Raw genomic sequence first — 23,678 nt, 5'->3', positions numbered from 1 at the left:
CTGTATGATTGTTATCCTTTTATTCTATCTGTCAAGCAATCAAACATACTCCCTAATGTACCTTATCAAAGTTTTGCCCTTAATTCAAGTGAGCTTTATTGGAAGTGGTGGAAAAATGAAAAAACAAAAAATCGTACCTGCGATTCTCTTAATCGGTTTTGGTATCTATTTTTATCTCCAACAGGAAACGAATTCACTATTCCATGAATTTTCTACCTGGCCGACGCTGCTGATCATTGTCGGAGTCGCCTTTTTGGTTCAGGGATATTGGGGCCGAGATTATGAATCGATTTTCCCAGGGGTTATTCTAAGTGGCATTGGTGTCCATTTTCATATAGCCAATAAGTTTGCGCTCTGGCCCGATCATCTCGGGGCATTCCTCTTAATCATCGCCCTTGGATTTTTCCTGCGGTATCAGAAAACCGGCAATGGTTTATTTTATGGAGTCCTCTTTCTTATTTTAGCAGGTGTGCTGCTGTTTTATGACAAGCTACCAGCATCGTTCGGGTTATTGCTTAGTTAGAAAAAAGACGAAAACTTGCACCAGCTAACATGGTGCAAGTTTTCGTTTTTAGCTTCCTTTTTTTATTTCATAAAGCTACCCATGACAGACCATGCTTTGTCTTTCCCTTCCCCTGTTTCTGATGAGAAAAGAATGATCGAATCCTCAGCTTTTAATTCTAAAGTTTCTTTCGTGATCTTCATATGCTTTTGCCATTTGGATTTCGGGATTTTATCCGCTTTTGTAGCAATGATAATAACCGGGATTCCATAATGCTTAAGGAAATCATACATCAAGACATCGTCCTTAGATGGCGGATGCCTAAGGTCCACAATCAATAGCACAGCCTTAAGCTGCTCACGGGATGTGATGTACGTTTCAATCATCTTTCCCCAAGCATCGCGTTCTGATTTTGATACTTTCGCATATCCATAACCAGGAACATCAACAAAATGAAGGATTTCATTGATTAAATAAAAATTCAAGGTCTGCGTCTTGCCAGGCTTCGAGGAAATCCTTGCAAGAGCTTTCCGGTTTAGCATTTTATTAATGAAAGAAGATTTACCAACATTCGATCGTCCCGCAAGAGCGAACTCCGGAAGATTTCCTTCCGGATACTGATTCGGTCTTACAGCACTGATTACAATTTCTGCACTGTTTACCTTCATTGGGAATCACCGTTTACAAGTGCGTGCTTCCATACTTCATCTACATGTGAAACTAACACAAATTCGAGCTCGTTACGGACGCTTTCCGGAATATCATCAATATCTTTTTCATTATCTTTTGGACAGATTACCTTGGTCAGTCCTGCTCGGTGAGCGCTCAAAGACTTCTCCTTTAGGCCGCCGATCGGTAGAACTCTGCCCCTTAAGGTTATTTCACCTGTCATTCCTACTTCCTTGCGAATCGGTTTGCCGGATAAAGCCGAAACGAGTGCCGTTGCAATCGTTATCCCCGCTGATGGTCCATCCTTAGGGACAGCTCCTTCAGGAACGTGGATGTGGATATCATTTTTCTCATAAAAATCTGGGTCGATATCCAACTGCTTTGCTTTTGACCGGACATAGCTGAATGCGGCCTGCGCCGATTCTTTCATGACATCGCCTAGCTTCCCAGTCAATACCAGCTTTCCTTTTCCCGGAGATAATGAAACTTCGATTTGCAGCGTATCTCCTCCAACCGTTGTATAGGCAAGTCCTGTTGCCACGCCTATCTGGTCTTCCAATTCTGCCTGTCCATATCTGTACTTCGTTTTGCCAAGGAATTCCTCCACAGTCTTCTCGCTTACAATCACACGCTTTTTCGTGCCCGAAACGACAATTTTCGCCGTTTTCCTGCAAATAGCAGCAAGCTGCCTTTCGAGAGAACGAACACCAGATTCGCGGGTATAATAACGGATCACCTTTGCAATGGCTTCATCCTTTATTTGCAGCTGCGATTTCGACAAGCCGTGGTCCTTAATCTGTCTAGGAAGCAAATGATCTTTGGCAATATGCAGCTTTTCCTGCTCCGTATAGCCAGCGATATTAATGATCTCCATCCTGTCAAGCAATGGACCTGGAACAGTAGAGAGATTATTGGCTGTAGCAATGAACATCACTTTCGAAAGATCGTATGTCTCTTCAATATAATGATCGCTGAAGGAATAGTTCTGCTCCGGATCCAGCACCTCAAGCATCGCAGAAGATGGGTCTCCACGGAAATCATTGGACATTTTATCGATTTCATCGAGAAGAAAAACAGGGTTGATCGTTCCTGCCTTTTTCATCCCTTGGATAATCCGCCCCGGCATCGCACCAACATAGGTCCGTCGATGTCCGCGAATTTCAGATTCATCGCGCACTCCGCCAAGGGAAATGCGGACAAAATTCCGATTCAAGGACTTGGCAATTGATTTAGCCAAGCTCGTTTTTCCTACCCCAGGAGGCCCAGAAAGGCATAGAATCGGGCCTTTTAGTGAGTTTGTCAGCTTTTGGACAGCAAGATACTCAAGGACGCGCTCTTTCACTTTTTCAAGTCCATAATGATCCTTATCAAGGATTCTCTCCGCTTTGCTGATATCAAGATCATCCTCAGTGGATTTGGACCATGGCAAAGCGATCAGCCATTCAAGATAATTCCGGATTACCGCACTTTCAGCAGAGGTTGTCGGTACCTTTTCATAACGGTCAAGCTCCTTCAACGCTGTTTCCTTCACATGATCAGGCATTCCGGCAAATTCGATTTTCTCAGTAAGCTCGGATATTTCCCCTGTCTTCCCTTCCTTATCGCCAAGTTCTTTTTGGATAGCCTTCATTTGCTCACGAAGGTAATATTCCTTCTGAGTTCGCTCCATTGAGCGTTTCACACGCTGACCGATTTTCTTTTCCAGTCCGAGCACTTCTTTTTCATTGTGGATAATTTCGATGACACGATTCATCCGATCCTTTATATTGATCATTTCAAGGATCTCCTGCTTTTCCTTCAGCTTGAGTGGAAGATGAGAAGCAATGATATCTGCCATTCTCCCAGGCTCCTCTATATCTGAAACAGATGCATACGTTTCCGCAGAAATCTTCTTCGACATTTTTATGTATTGTTCAAAATAATCAAGCATCGTCCTCATCAATGCTTCATCTTCGACATCCTTTGTTTCATCATCTTCGAACGTCCTAACTTTACAAGAAAAATGATCATTTTCGTCGTTAAGTTCCATGATTTCTGCCCTGGATAATCCTTCGACCAGAACACGGATTGTTCCGTTAGGAAGCTTCAGCATCTGCTTGACGCGGGTAAGCGTACCCATCAGGTAAAGGTCTTCCTCACCCGGTTCATCTATGGATATATCTTTTTGGGTTGTAAGATAGATCAGATGGTTATCTACCATTGCCTTCTCCAGTGCCTGTACCGATTTTTCTCGTCCTACATCCAAATGAAGGACCATCGTTGGATATACAAGCAACCCGCGCAGCGGCAGGAGAGGGACAGTGTACTCGTTATTATTCACCATAGCATTGCACCTCCAATATGCATTGAATCAAACCCATAAGCATGTTACTACTTTGTTGTTCAATTCTATCGCATTTAATTTCAAGTGTCTAATATTCTAGAGCGATTGCCCTATTTTCGTACTAATAATTAGTATCCTGATTTTCTTGTAAAAATATGTCTGGTGTTGTGCTTGCTTGTAAATGAAAAAAAACGCAGCTACGCGTTTTTTTCATTATTCCATTAGCTAGATTCTATTTGTGGGAAATCCATGGCAGCCTTGATGAGCTGCTCTCGCGAATGTTCTTTTAACAAAGCGATTTCAAAGACCTCCTCGAGATGAGAAACGGGAATAATTTCGATTCCAGTGATATCATTCAGGATGGACTGAACATTTTCTTTTGGAATGATTACCTTAGTGGCGCCTGCTTTTTTTGCAGCCTTCACTTTTGGATAGACACCGCCAATCGGCTTCACGTTTCCGTGGATGCTAATTTCTCCAGTCATTGCAACGGTATTGTCCATCGGGATTTGATAGATGGCTGAATAGATGCCAGTTGCCATTGCGATTCCGGCAGATGGTCCATCAATCGGTGTCCCGCCCGGGAAGTTAACGTGGATGTCAAACTCATCTGCCGGCACGCCCATCGATCTAAGAACTGTTATGACATTTTCAATCGAACCCCTAACCATGCTTTTTCTACGAATTGATTTTCCTTGTCCGCCAATGCTTTCTTCTTCCACGATGCCAGTAATATTGATCGACCCTTTTTCCTTCGCTTTAATGACGGTTACCTCGATTTCCAGCAGGGCGCCTGTGTTTGGTCCATAGACAGCAAGCCCATTCACCAGCCCAACAGCTGACTTTTCATTAATCTTTTTTTCCATTCTTGGTGTCAGCTGACTGGAATGGACGACCCACTCGATTTCCTCTTCCTTGATATATGATCGGTCATCTGTAATCGCAAGCCCTGCCGCAATTTGAACCATATTGACAGCTTCACGGCCATTTCTTGCATAGTTTGCCAAAATCCCAATTGCCTTTTCACTCATGGTCAGCTGTATTTTTTCAGCGGCATTTCTGGCTACTTCGGATATCTCCTCTTGGGTTAGCTCGCGGAAAAATACTTCCATGCATCTTGACCTGATCGCCGGAGGGATTTCGCTTGGAGTTCTCGTTGTCGCCCCAACAAGGCGGAAGTCTGCTGGAAGCCCATTTTTAAAGATATCGTGGATATGACTTGGAATTTGTGTGTTATCCTCATTATAATACGCGCTCTCTAAAAATACCTTCCTGTCTTCCAGTACTTTTAAAAGCTTATTCATTTGGATTGGATGGAGTTCACCGATCTCATCGATGAATAAAACTCCACCGTGTGCATTGGTGACTGCCCCTTGCTTTGGCTGTGGAATGCCTGCTTGTCCCATTGCCCCGGCCCCTTGATAGATTGGATCATGCACCGAACCGATTAAGGGATCTGCAATTCCTCTTTCATCGAATCTGGCTGTCGTGGCATCCAGTTCAACGAATACAGATGCCTTTTTGAATGGCGATTTTTGATTTTGCTTTGCTTCTTCCAAAACCAGTCTCGCTGCCGCTGTTTTCCCTACTCCAGGAGGTCCGTAAATGATAACATGCTGCGGGTTAGGACCGCATAACGCAGCTTTCAATGCCTTTATTCCATCCTCTTGCCCGACAATATCATGGAAGCTTGATGGTCTTACTTTCTCAGCAAGTGGCTCAGTCAGTGAAACCGACCTCATCTTCCTTAATTGTTCCATTTCCTTTCGAGATTCCCGATCAATTGATACCTTTTGCGTCCTCTGACTCCTTAATAGATTCCAGAAATACAGCCCGATGATGATGCCAAAAAACAGCTGTATAAATAAGGCGATTCCGGTCCAACTCAATATACATTCCCTCCCAGTTGATGCTAGTCGTTTTAACCTAGTATCTCCCTGAGCGTGTTGGAATAAACAATATTTTAAAGTGAATTTTCCCACCTGAAAAGACCTTGAAGTAAAAAAATCCCGGTGAGTATTCACCAGGATTTAATAAGCATTATGCTGAATTTCTTTCGTCTTTCAGAACTGTGCCATCTTCCAGGACCAGATTTGGGGGCATATTATGTTCCACTGTGTCCTTGGTGATGATGCACTTAACAATGTCATCACGGGATGGAAGGTCAAACATCACATCAAGCATGATGCTCTCGATAATGGAACGCAATCCGCGGGCACCTGTTTTGCGCTCAATTGCCTTCTTGGCTATTTCAACCAGTGCCTCGTCTTCAAATTCGAGCTCGACTTCATCAAGCCCCAGCATTTTTTGATACTGTTTCACGAGTGCGTTTTTCGGCTTTGTCAGTATTTCGACTAACGCTTCTTCATCAAGTGGCGTTAAGCTGGCGATGACTGGAAGACGGCCGATAAATTCAGGAATCAACCCGAACTTTAACAAGTCCTCAGGTAGCACTTTTGCCAGCAATTCATTTTTGTCTATATCTTCTTCCTTTTTCTCCGAACCGAAGCCAATTACTTTCTGGCCAAGGCGGCGTTTGATAATTTGCTCAATACCATCGAATGCCCCGCCGCAAATAAACAGAATGTTCGTAGTATCAATCTGGATAAATTCCTGATGAGGATGCTTACGGCCGCCTTGTGGCGGTACACTTGCAACTGTGCCTTCAAGAATTTTCAGGAGTGCCTGCTGCACACCTTCACCGGAAACATCTCTTGTAATAGATGGATTTTCGGATTTTCTTGCAATTTTATCGATTTCATCGATATAAATGATTCCTTTTTCAGCCTTTTCTACATCATAATCCGCGGACTGGATCAATTTCAACAGGATATTTTCAACATCTTCACCGACATACCCTGCTTCCGTTAATGATGTTGCATCTGCGATCGCAAATGGAACATTGAGAATCCTGGCTAATGTTTGTGCCAGCAATGTTTTACCACTACCGGTTGGGCCGATCATCGCAATATTGCTTTTTGAAAGTTCAACATCATCAATCTTGCTGTTTGAGTTGATACGCTTATAGTGGTTGTAAACGGCTACAGACAAGTTTTTCTTTGCCTTGTCCTGGCCAATTACATACTCATTAAGAATATCGCGGATTTCCTGTGGCTTTGGAACATCCTTGAACTCTACTTCTTCCTCTGTACCCAGTTCTTCTTCTACTATTTCTGTGCACAGTTCTATACATTCGTCACAGATATAAACACCTGGACCGGCTACCAGTTTGCGGACCTGATCCTGTGTCTTGCCGCAGAAAGAACATTTGAGCTGCCCTTTTTCATCATTAAATTTGAACAATTTCTTCACCCCTTGAGAACTTCTAAAACATATATAAAGCTGCAATCATAAGCAAACGAACAGTTAAGTAGCGCGTTTTTTTTCTGCTGCCTTGTAGCAGGTATGTATTGCATTGTATCATATTTTGCCAAGGTACAGGAAATAATAACCCTCGGCTTTTACAGGTTCGCGCTTATGACGCAATAAATATGTACTAAATCATCATAACCATAAATCCGGCCATTAAATCGGCTTGCAGGAAATTACTAAAAAATTATCTATGTATATTCGGGTCAATGGTAGAAAACAAGGCACGATACACTCGCGCCTTGTTATTACTTTTATACTAAGTATAAAATTCACTTTGAGAAATGTCTAGCTTCAGCACCTGACACAACGAATCACTTGGCTGGATTCCTCCGTGTAATTCCGTTCTCAACAAGACACGGTAGCAACAGCAGGCAGCTCTTGTCAAGGCGGAGCCAGACGCTTATGATTTGTTATTTATTTATTTATTTATTATGCAACAGGTTTGCTGTTTTCTACAAGAAAATCAATTGATTTTTTCAGTTGAAGGTCGCCCTTGATTCCTTCAAGGCTTCCGCCAAGTGCTGCCTGAATTTGGTCAGCAGTCATATTATACATTTCTGACATCTTTTCAAGTTCTGCAGCTACTTCTTCATCTGTTACTTCGATGTTTTCCGCTTTTGCGATTGCTTCTAGAGTCAGGTTTACACGAATGCGCGTAGCTGCCTCTTCTTTCATCTGTTCGCGAAGAGCATTTTCATCTTGTCCTGTAAACTGGTAGTAAAGTTCCATGTTCATGCCTTGTGTTTGCAGACGCTGTTCAAATTCGTCCACCATCCGGTCGATTTCAGAGTCGATCATCGCTTCTGGAACTTCGATTTCCGCATTGGCTGCTGCCTTTTCAACAACAGTATCGCGCTCGAAATGTTCTTTCTGGTGCGCTTTGTCGTGTGCAAGACGATCTTTGATTTTTGTTTTAAGCTCAGCTAAAGTTTCGACTTCTTCTTCAGCATCTTTCGCGAATTCGTCATCAAGTGCTGGGAGTTCTTTGCCTTTGATTTCGTGAACTTTTACTTTGAAAGTTGCAGGCTTACCAGCAAGTTCAGCAGCATGGTACTCTTCTGGAAATGTAACTTCTACGTCTTTTTCCTCACCAGTAGCTGTTCCAATTAGCTGCTCTTCAAAGCCAGGAATGAAAGAATCTGAACCAAGTTCAAGTGCATAGTTTTCAGCCTTGCCGCCTTCAAAAGCTTCGCCGTCAACGAATCCTTCGAAATCGATGACAACATTGTCACCATTCTCTGCAGTGCCTTCTTCTTTAACAACAAGCTCCGCCTGCTTTTCTTGCATTGCTTTTAGTTCGTTTTCCACTTCTTCATCTGTTACGTTAGTGTCGAATGCTTCGACTTCAAGCCCTTTGTACTCGCCAAGCTTCACTTCAGGCTTGACAGTAACAGTTGCTTTGATGATTAACGTCTTGCCTTTTTCGATTTGCTCCACATCAATTTCAGGACGGTCAACTGGCTCGATTCCAGTTTCTTCGATCGCATTTGCGTATGCTTCAGGAAGAATGATATCAAGTGCATCCTGGTATAAAGATTCTACGCCAAAACGCTTTTCGAATATTTGGCGGGGCATTTTTCCTTTGCGGAATCCTGGTACGTTAATTTGTTTAACGACTTTCTTAAATGCAGCGTCAAGACCCTGATTGACCTTTTCTGCATCCACTTCAATTGTTAGAACCGTTTGGTTCCCTTCTCTTTTTTCTACCTTTGCAGACATACAGTTCCCTCCAACAATATCTATTATCATTTTCATTCGACGATGAATACTCTTGTTAACCAAGCAATATTCCAGATTAAATGTAAAATAGAATGATTTTTACATAATACAACCACTACATTATAACACAGGATTATCTTGTTTCAACAGCCAGGACTATATTATCGGGTAAGAAATTTCTTCTAACTCCCTGATGAACCGAAGTACTTTGGCTGCTTCCTCATGGTGACTGCTATAAAGATCCGCAAACTCTCCAAGCGGATTATCAAATCCATAGTACTCGTTGGCAATGAAGTGAATGGCCCCTGCCCAGTCATTTGGACTGCCGACCGGAGTTTTAAATGGATACAACAGAAAAAAATACCGCTCTACGAGGCTCTGCACCTGTTCATTTAATACTGGATCGTCATTTTCAATTACATCAGCTAATAACGGAAGCACACCGCTGGCTTCCATATACTCCTTCACATCAGGCAAAAGAGCGGGCGTGAACGACTCTTTCCAGCCAAATTTGCTTACAGCCATTTCCTCTGAATACTCTTGTTCTCTCAATATATTTACCAGCATCGTTTTTATAAAGGGATTGCCTTCTTCTGATTCAGCATATTTCTTTAATCCCTTGATGTATGGACGTATATTTACATTAGTGAGATTTCCTAAAGCCAATGCCTGTTTGTTAATGTCTGCCAATACAAATAGATCAAATTCTAGTTCTTCTGGTTGTTCATCATCCCTCTCAGTACCTTCCTGTTTTTCTGCTCCATTGTTCATCTTTCGCCCAAATTCAAGCATCTTCATAAAATGCTCATGCTTTTCGCGAGGAATTTCCTGCTCTTCCAGCAATCCTTCGATTGTAGTAACAACTTCCTGATATTCATTCAGCTGGACGAGGATCATCAAATATATTTCAATCACTTTACCGTAATCCCCTCGGCCACTCTTTAGCATCTCTGCTGCAATTTCCTTCGCCTGCTTAAGATTGCCTGTCTCATAATGGGCGAGAACGAGCCCAACATATAGATCGCTATTTTCAGGTTCGAACTCCAGTGCCTGTTCAAGATACTGAAGGGCATCCCTGTACTTTTGCTGCTTTAAATACTCAAGGCCTTTTTCCAAAAGGCGCATTCCCAGTCCGGGAAACAGGATCAGATTATCCTTATTTGAATCCTGTTTTTTCATATACATACCGCCTTACTTTTAAAAAATTAGCTATTCGGGAATCCCTTAAGAACTTCAGCTTTAAAAAGTGTAGCATGAATTCTGGAAAAAACAAAAAGATTCACAAGCAGAGCTGTGAATCAGTCCGTTTTATTATAAAAATTAGTACCTTTTCTTTGTTAGCGCGCTCCTGATAGAAATTTTCCTTCATATTCCTGAATGTTTTGCTCAAGCTGCAGCGTCAATTCGATTTCGTCCCACCCGTTTAGGAGCATTTGATACCAATAGGGATGGATCTCGAACTCTGCTCTGAAATCCGTTTCGTCATAAACACGTTTCTGCTCTAGCGAAACGGTCATTTCATACTCCTGCCCTGCTGCTTTTTCAAGCAGTTGAGAGACCTGATTCGCTGACAGGACGATAGGAAGAATGCCGTTCTTCAGACAATTTTGCTTAAAAATATCCGCAAAAGAAGGCGCAATGATCACCCGGAAGCCATAATCCTGTAATGCCCATGGCGCGTGTTCCCTGGAGGATCCGCAGCCGAAGTTTTCGTTTGCGATTAAAATCGATGCTCCCTTGGTTGCTGGGTGATTCAGTTCAAACTTTTCATCTGGCTCCCCGTTTGATTTAAAACGCCAGTCATAAAATAAATATTGACCAAACCCCGTTTTCTCGATTCTTTTTAAAAACTGCTTCGGAATAATCTGGTCTGTATCCACATTGGTCCGATCCATTGCAGCAACTTTTCCTGTCATTTCTTTAAAACTAGACATTTTCGGCTCCTTTCTTCGTAAAGTTATTGAGAACCACATTCAAAGGTATTCCACTAAACCGCTACGCCAGCCAGCTTCCTGACATCGACAAAATGTCCATTAAGAGCGGCAGCAGCAGCCATCACTGGACTGACTAAATGCGTCCGCGCTCCAGCGCCTTGTCTGCCCTCAAAGTTTCTGTTTGAAGTGGAGGCACAATGTTCTCCTGCAGGAACGATATCATCATTCATGCTAAGACACATGCTGCAGCCGGATTCCCGCCACTCAAATCCTGCTTCGATAAAAATAGCGGCAATCCCTTCTGCTTCAGCTACTTTTTTCACCTGTTGGGAACCTGGTACGACAATCGCATTTACCCCCGAAGCAACCTTCTTCCCTTTTACAATCTCTGCGGCTGCACGAAGATCCTCGATTCTTGAGTTCGTACAGGAACCGATGAACACTTTCGTTACATGGATATCTTGGATAAGCTGGCCTTCCTCCAGACCCATGTATTCAAATGCTCTTTGCACAGCTTTCTTTTCCGCTTCGGTTTCACACTCTGATAAAAATGGAACTCTTTCCGTCACCGGAGCTGTCATCGCCGGGTTCGTGCCCCAGCTAACCATCGGAATAATCTTACTTCCATCCACTTCGATTACATCGTCATGCTCCGCATCTTCATCTGAGGTAAGTTTCTGCCATTCAAGGATCTGATCGAGAAACTCATCTCCCTGAGGAGCATACTTCTTTCCATTAAGATAGGCGAATGTTTTGTCATCTGGAGCAATGATCGAAGCTTTTGCACCGCCCTCAATCGACATATTGCAAAGCGTCATTCTTTCTTCCATTGACATATTCCTGATCACATCGCCGCAAAATTCGATAACATATCCAGTGCCGAATTGGACGCCATACTTACTAATAATAAAAAGAATCACATCTTTTGCACTGACTCCCGCGCCGAGCGTGCCGGAAATTTCTATTTTCAATGTTTTCGGTTTTGTTTGCCAAAGCGTTTGTGTTGCAAGCACATGTTCCACTTCGCTTGTTCCAATCCCGAAGGCAAGAGAACCGAACGCTCCGTGTGTCGATGTGTGGCTGTCTCCGCAGACGATGGTCATCCCTGGCTTCGTCAAACCGAGCTCAGGTCCAATTACATGGACGATTCCCTGATCTGGGCTGTCAAGATCTGCAAGTGGTATACCAAACTCCTCGCAGTTATTCCTTAATGTGTCCATCTGATTCCTGGCAACCTGATCGTTGATCTCCCTGCGATTAAGGGTAGGAACATTGTGATCCATCGTCGCAAATGTTAGATCCGGCCTTCTCACCGTGCGTTGTTTCATCCTCAGCCCTGAAAAAGCCTGCGGGGAGGTCACTTCATGAACAAGATGGAGGTCAATATACAAAAGGTCAGGCCTGCCCTCTTCCATATGAACAACATGTTTCTCCCAAATTTTTTCAATGATCGTTTTTCCCAAAATATCCTCCCCCTTCAATAGGTATCATTATCCATTAATTCTGTTCCTACCAACTTTAAGCGTACGCACCCATGATATGGAAAATTGCTTCATTATCGAGCAAAGCTGCCTTAATTTCTTCGGCCATTTGTTCAGTTGTCAACGGGAAAACGCCGGTTGAAGCGATGTCAGATGTCCTGCTTCCTGCTTCAAGTACTTGCTTCACAGCGTTCTCTACTGCTTCGGCTTCTTCCACCAATCCAAAAGACATTCTCAGCATCATTGCGACAGAAAGTATCATCGCGATCGGATTGGCAGCGTTCCTACCGGCAATATCTGGTGCGGATCCGTGGATTGGTTCGTACAGATTTGGCCCTTGTGCTGATACGCTGGCTGAAGGCAGCATGCCAAGCGATCCGGTCAGCACCGATGCTTCATCACTTAAAATATCTCCAAACAGATTTTCGGTTACGATTACATCGAACTGCCGAGGGTTTTTGATCAGTTGCATTGCTGCATTATCCACGAGCATATGTTCAAGCTTCACATCCGGGAACTCACTAGCGATTTCTTCAGCTGTTTCCCTCCACATTCGACTTGACTCTAGGACATTGGCTTTATCCACTGACGTAACTTTGCCGCTGCGGGTTGTTGCAAGTTCGAAAGCATAACGGATGACCCTCTCCATCTCATTCTTCTGATAAAACAATGTATCTACTACGGAAGCTTTTCCTTCTTGGAATGTCCGCTCACTCGGCTTCCCAAAGTAAAGTCCGCCTGTCAATTCCCTGACGACAACCATGTCTGCTCCTTCGACGACTTCCTTGCGCAGTGGAGAGATACCGGAAATACTGCGATAATATTGGACTGGCCGGACATTCGCATATAGTTCTAGTTCTTTCCTGATTTTCAGCAACCCTTTTTCCGGACGAATATGTCCTGGCAATTGGTCCCACTTCGGGCCACCCACAGCTCCTAAAAGCACCGCATCGCTGCCTTTACAGAGATCCAAGGTATGTTCTGGAAGCGGCGTTCCATATTCATCGATGGCTGTACCGCCAATTTTCCCGTACACATATTGGAATGTATGCCCAAAGCGCTCTGACACTGCTTGGAGAATGGTGACCGCTCCTCTGCTTACTTCTTTGCCTACACCATCGCCTGGCAGGATTGCGATCTTTTTTTCCATTACACTCGCCTCCATTGTTTTTGTGGTTGTCGATCAGCCGGTTACAGCAATCTTCTTTGTTTCTTCCATATACAGAACTCTGTTGACTGCATTGATATACGCCTTTGCTGAAGCCTCCAGTACATCCTGTGCCAATCCTCTTCCGCTTGTTTCGATTCCCCCAAAAACAAGCTTAACGTACACCTGTGCCAGTGCATCCCTGCCCGCTCCGACTGACTGGATTCTGTAGTCTAGCAAACTTGCCGTTTCATCCATACACTTTTCTAGCGTATTATACAAAGCTTCTATACTTCCAGAGCCTGTTGAAGCCTCTTGAATTCTTTCATTCTGACAGCCAGACAGGGTGACAGTTGCCGTAGGTACCTGGTTGGTACCATACTGCACCTGAATGGAATCAAGCCGGTAATACTGCTGCTCTTTTGACAGCTTCTCTTCAAGGATGATGGCTGCAAGATCATCATCGGTCATTTCTTTTTTTCGGTCTGCGAGTTCCTTGAAAACAGTGAATAAATGATTGATCTCATTCTCTGGCACCGACAGTCCAATTTCATTCAGCCTGTTTCGGAACGCATGCCGGCCAGAATGCTTGCCGAGGACCATAGTATTATTCTGTAAGCCAACCAGCTCAGGAGAAATAATTTCATACGTTGTTTTCTCCTTCAGCACTCCATCCTGGTGAATACCCGACTCATGCGCGAAAGCATTCCGGCCGACCACCGCTTTGTTAGCTGGAACGGCCATACCGGTCAGCTTGCTGACAAGGCTGCTTGTTCTGCTGATTTCCTTCAGGTTCATCCTTGTTTCGGCCTCGTAAAAATCTTTGCGGATATGAAGGGCAACTGCGAATTCCTCTAGCGCTGCGTTTCCGGCTCGCTCGCCAATTCCGTTGATGGTTCCTTCCACTTGAGAAGCTCCTGCAGATACAGCAGCAAGGGAGTTGGCAATCGACATTCCGAGATCATCGTGACAGTGGGCGGAAAGTTCGATTTTATTAATAGAAGGAACATGCTCACGCAAGTAAGTGAAAATATTTCCATATTCTTGCGGCGAAATATATCCAACTGTGTCAGGAATATTGATAACCTTCGCTCCTGCTTTGATAACCTCTTCGACAATTTCTGCAAGAAAATCCAGTTCGGTACGACACGCGTCCTCGGCAGACCACTGAATGACTGGAAACTTAGCTGCCGCATATTGGACAGTTCGTACTGCTGTTTCGATCACTTCTTCTTTTGTCTGCTTTAGCTTGTGGATCCGGTGAATCGGCGAGGTTGCGATAAAAAGGTGAAGCCTTGGCTCTGCTCCATGCTTCAAAGCTTCCCAGGCCGCATCAATATCCTTCAACACCGAGCGTGCCAGACCAGTCACTGAACAGCCTTTGATTTCACGGGCGATTTCCGCAACCGATGCAAAATCACCCTTAGAGGCTGCTGGAAACCCCGCTTCAATGATGTCTACATTCAAACGCTCAAGCTGCCTGGCAATCTCTAATTTTTCCGTGAAATTAAGATTGACTCCAGCCGACTGCTCCCCATCCCGTAATGTCGTATCAAAAATATTAATTTTTCGCACTGCCGGCCACTTCTCTCTGCTTTTGTTTATTAACAAACGGCATCATCTTCCTCAGTTCTCTTCCTACTTGTTCAATCTGGTGGCTATTTTCTTTTTCATTGATGGCATTAAAGACCGGCCTGTTGTTTTCGTTTTCTGCAATCCAGCCTTTTGCAAAATTACCTTCCTGGATATCGGTTAGCACTTTTTTCATTTCTGCTTTTACCTGATCATTGACAATTCTAGGCCCACTAACAAAATCACCCCATTGAGCCGTGTCAGAGATGGAATAGCGCATTCCTTCCAATCCCCCCTCATACATCAAATCTACGATTAGCTTTAGTTCATGCATCGTTTCAAAATAGGCCAGTTCCGGCTGGTATCCAGCTTCTACTAGCGTTTCAAAACCAGCCTTCACAAGGGACGTCAACCCGCCGCAAAGCACTGCCTGCTCTCCGAACAAATCCGTTTCCGTTTCTTCCTTGAAGGTTGTTTCCAATGCACCAGCCCTCAATGCACCAATTGCTTTTGCATATGCGAGCGCTAATTTTCTCGCCTCCCCTGAAACATCCTGATGAATAGCGAATAGTGCTGGAACCCCGGCACCCTCCTCGTAAGTCCTTCTGACGAGATGTCCTGGACCTTTTGGCGCGACTAGCAGTACATCACAAGTTTCAGGAGGAACGATCTGGTTAAAATGGACATTAAAACCATGGGCGAACATCAATGCCTGATTAGAAAGCTGTGGTTCAATTTCCGCTTTGTAAACAGCGGTCTGCCTTTCATCTGGAAGCAATACCATCACCACATCTGAAGCGGAAACTGCTTCAGCAACTGACTGAACCGCAAATCCATCTTCTGCCGCCTTATCCCACGATTTTCCTTGTCTTAAACCAACGACTACCTCGACACCACTGTCCCGGAGATTTTGTGCGTGCGCATGTCCCTGTGAACCATAGCCAATCACCGCAACTTTCTTCCCATTGAAATAAGCCTCATTTGCATCGCCGTTATAGTACATTTTTGTCATTTTTTCTCTTCCTTTCTATTTTTAAAATTATTTTTGATTAAACAAACGAATAAGTTTTTTGCTGGCTGGTCCGCTGATTTCCCCTCGGGAACGCGGTTGTTCCAGTCCTTGCCAATTCTCTGATTCCATATGGTTTAATTAACTCGATAAATGCCTCAATTTTTTCCGTTTCTCCTGTTAATTGGATGATAATGCTATCCTTGCTTACATCAATCACCGAGGCCCGAAATGGTTCAATGAGCGAGTAGATTTCTGCCCGGTTCTGCGGCAGGACCGGCACTTTTACAAGCGCCAGCTCACGGGCGACAATCGCCTGATCGCTAATATCCGCCACCTTGAGAACATCAATTTGCTTGTTCAACTGTTTCGTGATTTGCTCCACCATCCCGTCATTCTCCACATGGACAACGCAGGTCATTCGAGAAACTCCTTCCAGCTCTGTTAGTCCTACTGAAATGCTCTCGATATTATAGTTTCGCTTTGTAAAAAGATTAGTGATTCGGTTCAATACTCCGGGCCGGTTCAGTACCGTTATTGTTATGATTCGTTTCATTTCCTCACTCCCACCATTTCGTGGATTCCTTTTCCTGGGGCAATCATTGGATATACATTTTCAGCTCCATCGATCCGGAAGTCGAGCAGCACCGGTTCATTGTCATGGAGCACTTCATTTAGGATGGTATGTGCTTCCGCTTCGGAATGAATTTCATACCCTTTGATGCCGTATGCATCTGCCAGCTTCACGAACGATGGTTGGACAGGATTTTTGCTGTGAGAGTATCTTTCCTGGTAAAAAAACTCCTGCCACTGCCTTACCATCCCTAATGCCTTGTTATTGAAAATCGCAATTTTGATTGGGAGCTGAAATTCGGCAATGACCGCCAGCTCCTGAGTTGACATTTGAAAACCGCCATCGCCGAGTACAGCGATTACAGTAGCCTCCGGGTCTGCCAGCTGTGCGCCGATACTAGCCGGAAGACCAAATCCCATTGTCCCAAGACCTCCAGAGGTGACCCATCGATCTGCTGTTTTAAACGGATAGTATTGAGCTGCCCACATTTGATGCTGGCCGACATCGGTAACGACAATCGCTTCTCCAGCCGTTTTTTCATAGAGCAGTTCCATGACCTTTTGCGGTTTAAGAACATCATTCTCCTCGTAATAAAAAGGATAGTCATTTTTCCAAGCACCAAGGGTTTCGAGCCATTCTTGCTGCTGCGGAGGCTTTCCATCGAGCTTCTGCAGCTGTTTTAAAGCTTCCCTAGCATCTCCTACGACTGGAATTTGCGTAGCCACGTTTTTTCCAATCTCCGCTGGGTCGATATCAATATGGGCTACTGTTGCTTTTGGTGCAAAATGCTGCAGATTTCCTGTCAACCGGTCATCAAACCGGGCACCGATGTTAATCAGCAAGTCACAATGATACAGGGCCATGTTGGCCGTATAGCAGCCATGCATCCCTGCCATTCCTAAGAACAATTCATGCCCTGCCGGGAATCCACCTAATCCGAGCAATGTATGAACAACTGGAATGTTCTGCTTTTCGGCGTATTCTTTTAATAAAGCGGATGCCTTTGCATGAAGGATTCCAGCTCCTGCGAGAATAACAGGTTTTTTTGCCTTGCTGACTGCTTCTGACAGCTTTCTGACCTGAAGGTAATTCGGCTCCGTCGTCGGCTGGTAACCTGGTAAACGCATTTCCGGATCTGCCAACTCAGGCTCTTGCAGGAATCCCGCCGCTAAATCTTTTGGAAAATCAATGACTACAGGGCCAGGTCTGCCGCTTGTTGCAATATAAAAGGCTTCCTTTATGATCCGAGGGATGTCTTTTATTTCCCTGACTTGATAGTTGTACTTGGTGATCGGCGTCGTAATTCCCAGTATGTCAGCTTCCTGAAAAGCGTCTGTTCCTATAACGCCTGTCGCCACCTGACCAGTGAAAATGACTAGCGGCAGCGAATCCATCATTGCATCGGCAATGCCAGTAATAATATTGGTTGCGCCCGGACCAGAAGTTGCGATGACTACTCCAGGTTTTCCGCTGATCCGCGCGTATCCCTCCGCCGCATGGATCCCTCCCTGCTCATGCCTTGGCAGCACATGTAGAATCTTAGAATCATAGAGTTTGTCGTAGATTGGGAGGACTGCTCCTCCTGGGTAGCCGAAAATGACTTCGACGTTTTCCTTTTCCAAAGCTCTAACCAGCAAATCTGCGCCGCTTATTTCCTTTGTTACAGCCTTTGTTTCCTTTAAGGCAGCTTCCATTTATCGTACCTCCCATTTCGATTTAATCGCTATTTTTTCAAAATAAAAAAGCCCATTCATCTCCATATGCCTAAGTTTGCCTAGGCAAAGGGATGGAATAGGCTTTAGCTCCTTGTTCCACGGTACCACCCTTCTTCACGCTTAACGCGTGCGCTCGTGATTTTGACAACAAGTGCGGGGCACTCGGCCAGTTTTACTAGTTTCCTTTCAAACTGGCGCTCCAGGGTGAGTTCATTCCATTACGGCATCACCGGCTTCCAGCTAACCCGGCTCTCTGTGCATGCTGATCGCAAAAAATTACTTGTCCCTGTCTTCGCTTTATCTTTATTCAATTAGTCGAGCTTGCAACTAAAACGTATCTTAACTGACTTGATGGGCTTTTTCCGGATAAACCTGGATGCCTTCGGCAACAACTCTTTCCCTAAACTCCTGCAGGATTTTTTGGGTATGCTCTCCTGGTATCCCATCTCCAATGACTCTTCCATCCACCTTGACAACGGGAATGACTTCTGCAGCCGTACCAGTAAGGAATACTTCGTCTGCCGTGTAAACATCATCGCGAGTAAACGGTTCCTCCTTCACCTTGTATCCTAGTTTTTCAGCGATATCAATCACCGCGCTCCGGGTGATGCCTTCAAGCGCTCCTACATACGCTGGAGGTGTAAGAAAAGTGTTGCCTCTCACGATAAAAATATTATCAGCAGATCCTTCAGCAACATAGCCCTGGTCGTTTAGCATCAAAGCCTCGCTTACATTAGCCAACCGAGCCTCAATTTTTACGAGGACGTTATTCAAATAATTCAGTGATTTTATTTTAGGGCTCAATACATCTGGCCGATTTCTTCTGGTTGCCACGGTAACAATATCAAGTCCGCGATCATACAATTCCTTGGGAAAAATAGCCAGCGGCTCTACGATGATAATCACATTCGCATTCGGGCAAGAATATGGATCCAGTCCTAAGTCACCTATCCCCCGCGACACGACGATCCGGATATAGCCATCTCTTAATTGATTTCGTCCTACTGTCTCCACTACAAGACCAGTGAACTCCTCTTTAGTGTGTGGCATATTCAGCATAATCGATTTTGCAGACCTGTAAAGACGGTCCATATGTTCTTCCATTCTGAAAATATTGCCGCTGTATACCCGTATCCCTTCAAAAATACCGTCTCCGTATAAAAATCCGTGATCATATACCGAAACCTTAGCATTTTCCTTGGTGACATATTCCCCATTTAAATAAATCCACTGCTCGGGCACGAAACAACACTCCTTTAATAAATAGACGCTTTAAACGAATAAAATTTTGGATAAAAAAATACAACTTTCCAAAATGTTTATGGGAAAAACTGTGTTGATGAAACTTGTATTTTTATATTTGTAGATTATCTTACGCCCATTTATCAGCCTCGTCAACAGGCTTTTTCTAAATAATGCGATAATTTAGACTTGTTAATTTACTTGTATACGCTTACATTGTTGCTATATTCACATTTGTAAATTTTATTTTTTTTTTACATTTTAAGAATTTTAACCATAAAAAAACTCACCTTCAAGGAAAGTGAGGTAAGGTATGTAGTTTAATGGTGTCCCAGGAGGGATTCGAACCCCCGACCCACGCCTTAGAAGGGCGTTGCTCTATCCAGCTGAGCTACTGGGACTTGGTTATTTTTTAAAGACAAGATTTATTATATTAGGAACATAACGATATGTCAATAAGAAACAAACTTTTTCCTGAGGGGAAAGTTCGACCCCTCAGAAACCTATTATAGTAGTATTAGCCTTTTTTGTGAAGGGAAAACTCCTTCGTTAATTCGGGTAGCTCCCCGCTTTCATAGTCAAAAATTCTCAATACAACTTTATTGCGGTCCAGATCCAGGAGCACATATGTTTTTTCTATTCTGCCGCGCGGAAGCTTGATGCTTCCCGGGTTGATAAAAAGCACATCACCGACCATTTCAGCACTTAAGGCATGCGAGTGTCCAAAACAAACTATATCAGCCTCTTCTTCTTCTGCCTTATAGTATAAGTTCACGAGTGTCGATTTCACTGAGTATAAATGTCCATGTGTTACGAGGATTTTTCGGCCATTTATGTCATGAACTTCTTGGTCCGGAAAATTGCCGTAAAAATCGCAATTGCCTTTGACTGCCCTATAATTCACAATTGCAGGGTCCTTTTCGGAAAGCTCCGAATCCCCACAGTGAATCATCAAATCCACTTCCTTGCTATGCCGGCTGGCGATTTCTTCTAGAACTTCTGTTGACCCATGGCTGTCACTGACAATCAACACTTTCCTCATTTTTCTTCCCGCTCCTTAAGAATTTCATCCAGTTTCCTGATCGCTTCGGCCCGATGGGAGATCCGATTCTTTTCCTCTGCAGAAAGTTCAGCCATCGTTTTGCCCTCCCTCTCCACAAAGAAGATCGGGTCATAGCCAAAACCATTGGTTCCCTTTTGTTCTTGGAGGATTCGTCCCTCACATGATCCAAAAACCGTTAATGTCTCCTTACCAGGCTCGGCCATCGCCAATGCACAGCAAAATTTAGCGGTCCGCTCGTTTTCTGGTACGTTTAGAAGTTGTTCGAGAACTTTATCGATGTTTGCTTGATCATCCTTATCTGCTCCCGCATATCGTGCTGAATAGACACCTGGGCGGCCTTCAAGGGCGTCAATTTCCAAACCTGAATCATCTGCGATCACCCTTACTCCCAGTAATTTGGAGATCGTCTCGGCTTTTAACACGGCATTCTCTTCGAAATTCGAGCCTGTTTCTTCGACATCTTCAAGCTCCGGGTAGTCTAGCAGTGTTTTTACAGCAAACCCTCTAGGCAAAAAAAGAGTTTCAAATTCCTTTGCTTTCCCCTGATTTTTGGTGGCGATAATCACTGATTCCATTGCCAATCTCTCCTAGCCCTTTTTTGCTCCCTCAATTTTAGCGGTCAATTCCTCACCAAGTGCTGCCTTTTGCAATTCGAATAACTCTGCAATCCCCTCCTGTGCAGCATGTAACAATTCCTGCAGCTGACTGTAGGAAAACGAAGCTTCCTCTCCTGTCCCCTGTAATTCTACGAATTCACCGTTCCCAGTCATGACTACATTCATATCAACTTGGGCAGCCGAATCTTCCACATAATTCAAATCCACTACCACTTCTTTATTTTTCAAAACTCCGACACTTGTTGCTGCGAGTAAATCCTTTATCGGAAAAGCGGACAGCTTCTTTTGCCTGCTCAGCTTCTCAAGTGCCTGTGTCATGGCAATGTATGCTCCTGTGATCGATGCTGTCCGAGTACCACCATCTGCCTGGATGACATCACAATCAATCCAAACCGTCCGCTCTCCAATGGCCTCCAAGTTAACGACTGCTCGCAGCGCTCTGCCAATCAATCGCTGGATTTCCATCGTTCTGCCTGAGATTTTCCCTTTTGCAGCCTCACGAATATTTCTTTGCTCTGTCGCTCTAGGTAGCATAGAATACTCCGCTGCGATCCAGCCTTTTCCTTCGCCGCGCATGAATGGTGGCACACGATCCTCGATGCTTGCGGTACAGATAACTTTTGTATCTCCAACAGAAATCAGCACGGAGCCTTCTGGGTGTTTTAAATAGTCCGTTTCTATATGTATCGGTCTTAATTGTAAGGGTTTTCGCCCATCGTATCGCATAAAAGTCCTCCTTCGCATTGTGTAAGCTGTGATGGAAATCAAAATGAATAAGAGGCAGGAAATACGCCTGCCTCTTTGAATGTCTTTTATTAGTATATCAAAATTCCGCTATTAAAAACTACCTGTGTTTACTTTTTCAGGTCTAGTAACCGGCTCAGCTAATTTCTCCCCACTTTCTGACAGCACATCTGCCTTTCCATTTACCGTCAGTGCCACACTGTTGACGCCTTCCTGCTCCGTCATGGACAGTACAAGGGAATTAAGCAGATGTTCCGATACCATTTTCTCCTCTAGGCTTCCAAAAATCGATTCATTGAAGTTTAACGTTACCTTGCCATCATCGATTTTAGGCTCATCAAGCAGCTTCACACTGGACTGGAAATCCGATAGCAGATTGGAAGCATAGGCTGGCCCCTCGACTAGCTCGTTAACAATCGCAGTAATCGTATCATTCTGATCATTGCTAACACGCTTGGTTACAGGCACATAGTAGTATGCACCTTCTTCGCCGCCAATATAATAAACTGTCACTGCCTTCGTATTCGTAATATCGACTACATCAGAATTGTCGACATTGATGCCATCAGCACGGCTCAAATCTCCACCGATTGGAGTTCCATTGACAGGCATTGCTTCGAGCGGCGTACCATTCAGCTGCAGTTTCACCTTATCGACAGAATCAAATTGGGTAAGCGTCCATGTCACAGCCTGAAGAATTCTTTTTTCATCCTCTTTTTTATATGTTGCGAATTCCTTCGAAAAATCAACCGTTGCAGTCCCATTCTTGATATTCACTGTCATTTGTGTGTCGGCTGGAAGGACGGCTCTGAAGCCATTAGGCAGAATTTGCTCAACAGGTCCATTTGCAACAAGGTATTCCAAAGCCTGCTGGGCGACTCCCTCTTTTTTCGGAAGTTCCATTGTCTGCGAGACAACATATCCATTTTTATCAATCAGGTAAAGCTCGGTCTGAATGGATGACTCCACCGCTTCTTTTCCAGTTTCGTTTGTTTCCGTCGTTACCTTTTCATTAACCGCATCCCCATTCTCCATAAGAGTCACATCCTGGGGAGGGTCGATCTTTTTCGTGTCCTCGCCCCCGAAAAGTCCGCAGCCTGACAGGAATACCGTAGTTGCCAATGTAGCAGCTGTGACGACCATAGCCTTTTTATTTTTTGACATATAAATCCCTCCAAAGACAGTTTGTACTATCATGTATACGAGCTTTTCCCTATTTTAGACCGTCTTTTCGGAAGAATTTTATGGCAGAGTTTGCGTTCGTCCATAAGAAAAACCGGGCAAACTGCGCCCGGTCCTTTTTCGTTTGGTGGATAATCGGGGCTGTTGATCGGAAATTACAACTTCCCGAATTTTAGATATTTCGTGTTTTTTTACTAAAACATCCTCCATAAGGGTATCTCTCAAGCAGAAAGATACCCTTATGCGAGCTTTTTCATCTCCATAAGGGCATCTCTCAAGCAGAAAGATACCCTTATGCGAGCATCCTCACCTCCATAAGGACATCTCTCAAGCGGAAAGATACCCTTATGCGAGCTTTTTCACCCCTATAAGGGTATCTCTCAAGCAGAAAGATACCCTTATGCGAGCTTTTTCATCTCCATAAGGGCATCTCTCAAGCAGAAAGATACCCTTATGCGAGCTTTTTCACCCCTATAAGGGTATCTCTCAAGCAGAAAGATACCCTTATGCGAGCTTTTTCACCCCTATAAGGGTATCTCTCAAGCAGAAAGATACCCTTATGCGAGCATTTTTACCTCTATAAGGGCATCTCTCGGGCGGAAAGATACCCTTATGCGAGCATTTCATCAGATAACTCATGATAATCCTCATCTGTAAAAAATGTTTCCAATGGAGTAGTAAATTTTCCGTTATGTGAACTACTCCCACCACTTACCAACCTTACAGGTCGCTTGAAGTGGGGGCTTCTCGACTTATCGTTGCTTTTGCTAGCCAACGAAAACTGACCGAGCTAACCCTCTTGTTCCAAGAGTT

General features: G+C 44.2%; 19 protein-coding genes, 1 tRNA gene and 1 other annotated feature. Of the genes, 1 reads left to right on the top strand and 19 read right to left on the bottom strand.

Features of this window, described 5'->3' with window-relative positions:
- Positions 1-115 precede the first annotated feature (115 nt).
- The gene (locus J2S25_RS11545; RefSeq protein WP_198528184.1) at positions 116-523 is read left to right on the top strand and encodes a LiaI-LiaF-like domain-containing protein; all 408 of its coding nucleotides are present in this window, start codon (positions 116-118) and stop codon (positions 521-523) included.
- Positions 524-585: 62 nt separating this feature from the next.
- Here J2S25_RS11545 and yihA read toward each other — a convergent pair whose 3' ends face one another.
- From yihA to J2S25_RS11450, 19 genes are all read right to left on the bottom strand, one after another.
- Entirely contained in the window at positions 586-1,170 is a 585-nt protein-coding gene (gene yihA / locus J2S25_RS11540) for a ribosome biogenesis GTP-binding protein YihA/YsxC (protein WP_044393004.1), read from the bottom strand.
- A complete protein-coding gene (lon, locus tag J2S25_RS11535) occupies positions 1,167-3,494 on the bottom strand; it encodes an endopeptidase La (protein WP_307191964.1) in 2,328 nt (775 codons plus the stop codon). The genes yihA and lon overlap by 4 nt, the downstream gene beginning before the upstream one ends.
- Before the next feature lie 221 nt (positions 3,495-3,715).
- Positions 3,716-5,383 (bottom strand): ATP-dependent protease LonB, encoded by a 1,668-nt coding sequence (lonB, locus tag J2S25_RS11530; protein ID WP_044393008.1) that lies wholly within the window; start codon positions 5,381-5,383, stop codon positions 3,716-3,718.
- 151 nt (positions 5,384-5,534) lie between these two features.
- Entirely contained in the window at positions 5,535-6,797 is a 1,263-nt protein-coding gene (gene clpX, locus J2S25_RS11525) for an ATP-dependent protease ATP-binding subunit ClpX (RefSeq protein ID WP_044393010.1), read from the bottom strand.
- A 498-nt stretch (positions 6,798-7,295) separates the two neighbouring features.
- Positions 7,296-8,585 (bottom strand): trigger factor, encoded by a 1,290-nt coding sequence (gene tig, locus J2S25_RS11520; RefSeq protein ID WP_307191963.1) that lies wholly within the window; start codon positions 8,583-8,585, stop codon positions 7,296-7,298.
- Between the two features lie 156 nt (positions 8,586-8,741).
- Positions 8,742-9,764 (bottom strand): tetratricopeptide repeat protein, encoded by a 1,023-nt coding sequence (locus J2S25_RS11515; RefSeq protein WP_052806997.1) that lies wholly within the window; start codon positions 9,762-9,764, stop codon positions 8,742-8,744.
- Positions 9,765-9,922: 158 nt separating this feature from the next.
- On the bottom strand, positions 9,923-10,519 hold the full coding sequence (gene leuD / locus J2S25_RS11510) for a 3-isopropylmalate dehydratase small subunit (protein ID WP_044393016.1): 597 nt from the start codon (positions 10,517-10,519) through the stop codon (positions 9,923-9,925).
- A 53-nt stretch (positions 10,520-10,572) separates the two neighbouring features.
- Entirely contained in the window at positions 10,573-11,982 is a 1,410-nt protein-coding gene (gene leuC / locus J2S25_RS11505) for a 3-isopropylmalate dehydratase large subunit (protein WP_044393017.1), read from the bottom strand.
- Between the two features lie 55 nt (positions 11,983-12,037).
- Positions 12,038-13,150, bottom strand: a complete 1,113-nt coding sequence (leuB, locus tag J2S25_RS11500; protein WP_044393018.1) for a 3-isopropylmalate dehydrogenase — start codon at positions 13,148-13,150, stop codon at positions 12,038-12,040.
- A gap of 33 nt (positions 13,151-13,183) precedes the next feature.
- Positions 13,184-14,722 (bottom strand): 2-isopropylmalate synthase, encoded by a 1,539-nt coding sequence (locus J2S25_RS11495; RefSeq protein WP_307191962.1) that lies wholly within the window; start codon positions 14,720-14,722, stop codon positions 13,184-13,186.
- Positions 14,709-15,731 (bottom strand): ketol-acid reductoisomerase, encoded by a 1,023-nt coding sequence (gene ilvC / locus J2S25_RS11490; protein WP_044393022.1) that lies wholly within the window; start codon positions 15,729-15,731, stop codon positions 14,709-14,711. The genes J2S25_RS11495 and ilvC overlap by 14 nt, the downstream gene beginning before the upstream one ends.
- 37 nt (positions 15,732-15,768) lie before the next feature.
- The gene (gene ilvN, locus J2S25_RS11485) at positions 15,769-16,284 is read right to left on the bottom strand and encodes an acetolactate synthase small subunit (RefSeq protein WP_044393024.1); all 516 of its coding nucleotides are present in this window, start codon (positions 16,282-16,284) and stop codon (positions 15,769-15,771) included.
- Positions 16,281-17,996 (bottom strand): acetolactate synthase large subunit, encoded by a 1,716-nt coding sequence (ilvB, locus tag J2S25_RS11480; protein WP_044393026.1) that lies wholly within the window; start codon positions 17,994-17,996, stop codon positions 16,281-16,283. Before ilvB ends, ilvN begins: the two co-directional genes overlap by 4 nt.
- 85 nt (positions 17,997-18,081) lie before the next feature.
- Positions 18,082-18,319 (bottom strand) — a binding site (T-box leader).
- 37 nt (positions 18,320-18,356) lie between these two features.
- Positions 18,357-19,259: a branched-chain-amino-acid transaminase gene (gene ilvE, locus J2S25_RS11475; protein ID WP_044393028.1), complete on the bottom strand. Its 903-nt coding sequence runs from the start codon at positions 19,257-19,259 to the stop codon at positions 18,357-18,359.
- A 324-nt stretch (positions 19,260-19,583) separates the two neighbouring features.
- Positions 19,584-19,660, bottom strand: a tRNA-Arg gene (locus J2S25_RS11470).
- A 116-nt stretch (positions 19,661-19,776) separates the two neighbouring features.
- Positions 19,777-20,301 (bottom strand): metallophosphoesterase, encoded by a 525-nt coding sequence (locus tag J2S25_RS11465; RefSeq protein ID WP_044393030.1) that lies wholly within the window; start codon positions 20,299-20,301, stop codon positions 19,777-19,779.
- Positions 20,298-20,897 (bottom strand): XTP/dITP diphosphatase, encoded by a 600-nt coding sequence (locus J2S25_RS11460; RefSeq protein ID WP_044393032.1) that lies wholly within the window; start codon positions 20,895-20,897, stop codon positions 20,298-20,300. Before J2S25_RS11460 ends, J2S25_RS11465 begins: the two co-directional genes overlap by 4 nt.
- A 12-nt stretch (positions 20,898-20,909) precedes the next feature.
- Positions 20,910-21,665: a ribonuclease PH gene (rph, locus tag J2S25_RS11455; protein WP_044393034.1), complete on the bottom strand. Its 756-nt coding sequence runs from the start codon at positions 21,663-21,665 to the stop codon at positions 20,910-20,912.
- A 111-nt stretch (positions 21,666-21,776) separates the two neighbouring features.
- A complete protein-coding gene (locus tag J2S25_RS11450; protein WP_307191961.1) occupies positions 21,777-22,847 on the bottom strand; it encodes a GerMN domain-containing protein in 1,071 nt (356 codons plus the stop codon).
- Between the last annotated feature and the right edge of the window lie 831 nt (positions 22,848-23,678).

The organism is Mesobacillus stamsii (assembly GCF_030814065.1).
GTDB classification, from domain to species: Bacteria; Bacillota; Bacilli; order Bacillales; family Cytobacillaceae; genus Mesobacillus; species Mesobacillus stamsii.
Note: the sequence above shows the minus strand (reverse complement) of the source record. Positions and strands in the feature narration are given on the sequence as shown.

What these genes read in the sequence shown, in the direction of transcription:
- leuD (WP_044393016.1), bottom strand. Translation starts at nt 10,519, where the DNA reads ATGTCTAGTTTTAAAGAAATGACAGGAAAAGTTGCTGCAATGGATCGG.
- J2S25_RS11450 (WP_307191961.1), bottom strand. Translation starts at nt 22,847, where the DNA reads ATGTCAAAAAATAAAAAGGCTATGGTCGTCACAGCTGCTACATTGGCA.
- J2S25_RS11515 (WP_052806997.1), bottom strand. Translation starts at nt 9,764, where the DNA reads ATGAAAAAACAGGATTCAAATAAGGATAATCTGATCCTGTTTCCCGGA.
- ilvC (WP_044393022.1), bottom strand. Translation starts at nt 15,731, where the DNA reads ATGACAAAAATGTACTATAACGGCGATGCAAATGAGGCTTATTTCAAT.
- tig (WP_307191963.1), bottom strand. Translation starts at nt 8,585, where the DNA reads ATGTCTGCAAAGGTAGAAAAAAGAGAAGGGAACCAAACGGTTCTAACA.
- J2S25_RS11460 (WP_044393032.1), bottom strand. Translation starts at nt 20,897, where the DNA reads ATGGAATCAGTGATTATCGCCACCAAAAATCAGGGGAAAGCAAAGGAA.
- yihA (WP_044393004.1), bottom strand. Translation starts at nt 1,170, where the DNA reads ATGAAGGTAAACAGTGCAGAAATTGTAATCAGTGCTGTAAGACCGAAT.
- lon (WP_307191964.1), bottom strand. Translation starts at nt 3,494, where the DNA reads ATGGTGAATAATAACGAGTACACTGTCCCTCTCCTGCCGCTGCGCGGG.
- J2S25_RS11465 (WP_044393030.1), bottom strand. Translation starts at nt 20,301, where the DNA reads ATGAGGAAAGTGTTGATTGTCAGTGACAGCCATGGGTCAACAGAAGTT.
- ilvN (WP_044393024.1), bottom strand. Translation starts at nt 16,284, where the DNA reads ATGAAACGAATCATAACAATAACGGTACTGAACCGGCCCGGAGTATTG.
- rph (WP_044393034.1), bottom strand. Translation starts at nt 21,665, where the DNA reads ATGCGATACGATGGGCGAAAACCCTTACAATTAAGACCGATACATATA.
- leuB (WP_044393018.1), bottom strand. Translation starts at nt 13,150, where the DNA reads ATGGAAAAAAAGATCGCAATCCTGCCAGGCGATGGTGTAGGCAAAGAA.
- J2S25_RS11545 (WP_198528184.1), top strand. Translation starts at nt 116, where the DNA reads ATGAAAAAACAAAAAATCGTACCTGCGATTCTCTTAATCGGTTTTGGT.
- ilvB (WP_044393026.1), bottom strand. Translation starts at nt 17,996, where the DNA reads ATGGAAGCTGCCTTAAAGGAAACAAAGGCTGTAACAAAGGAAATAAGC.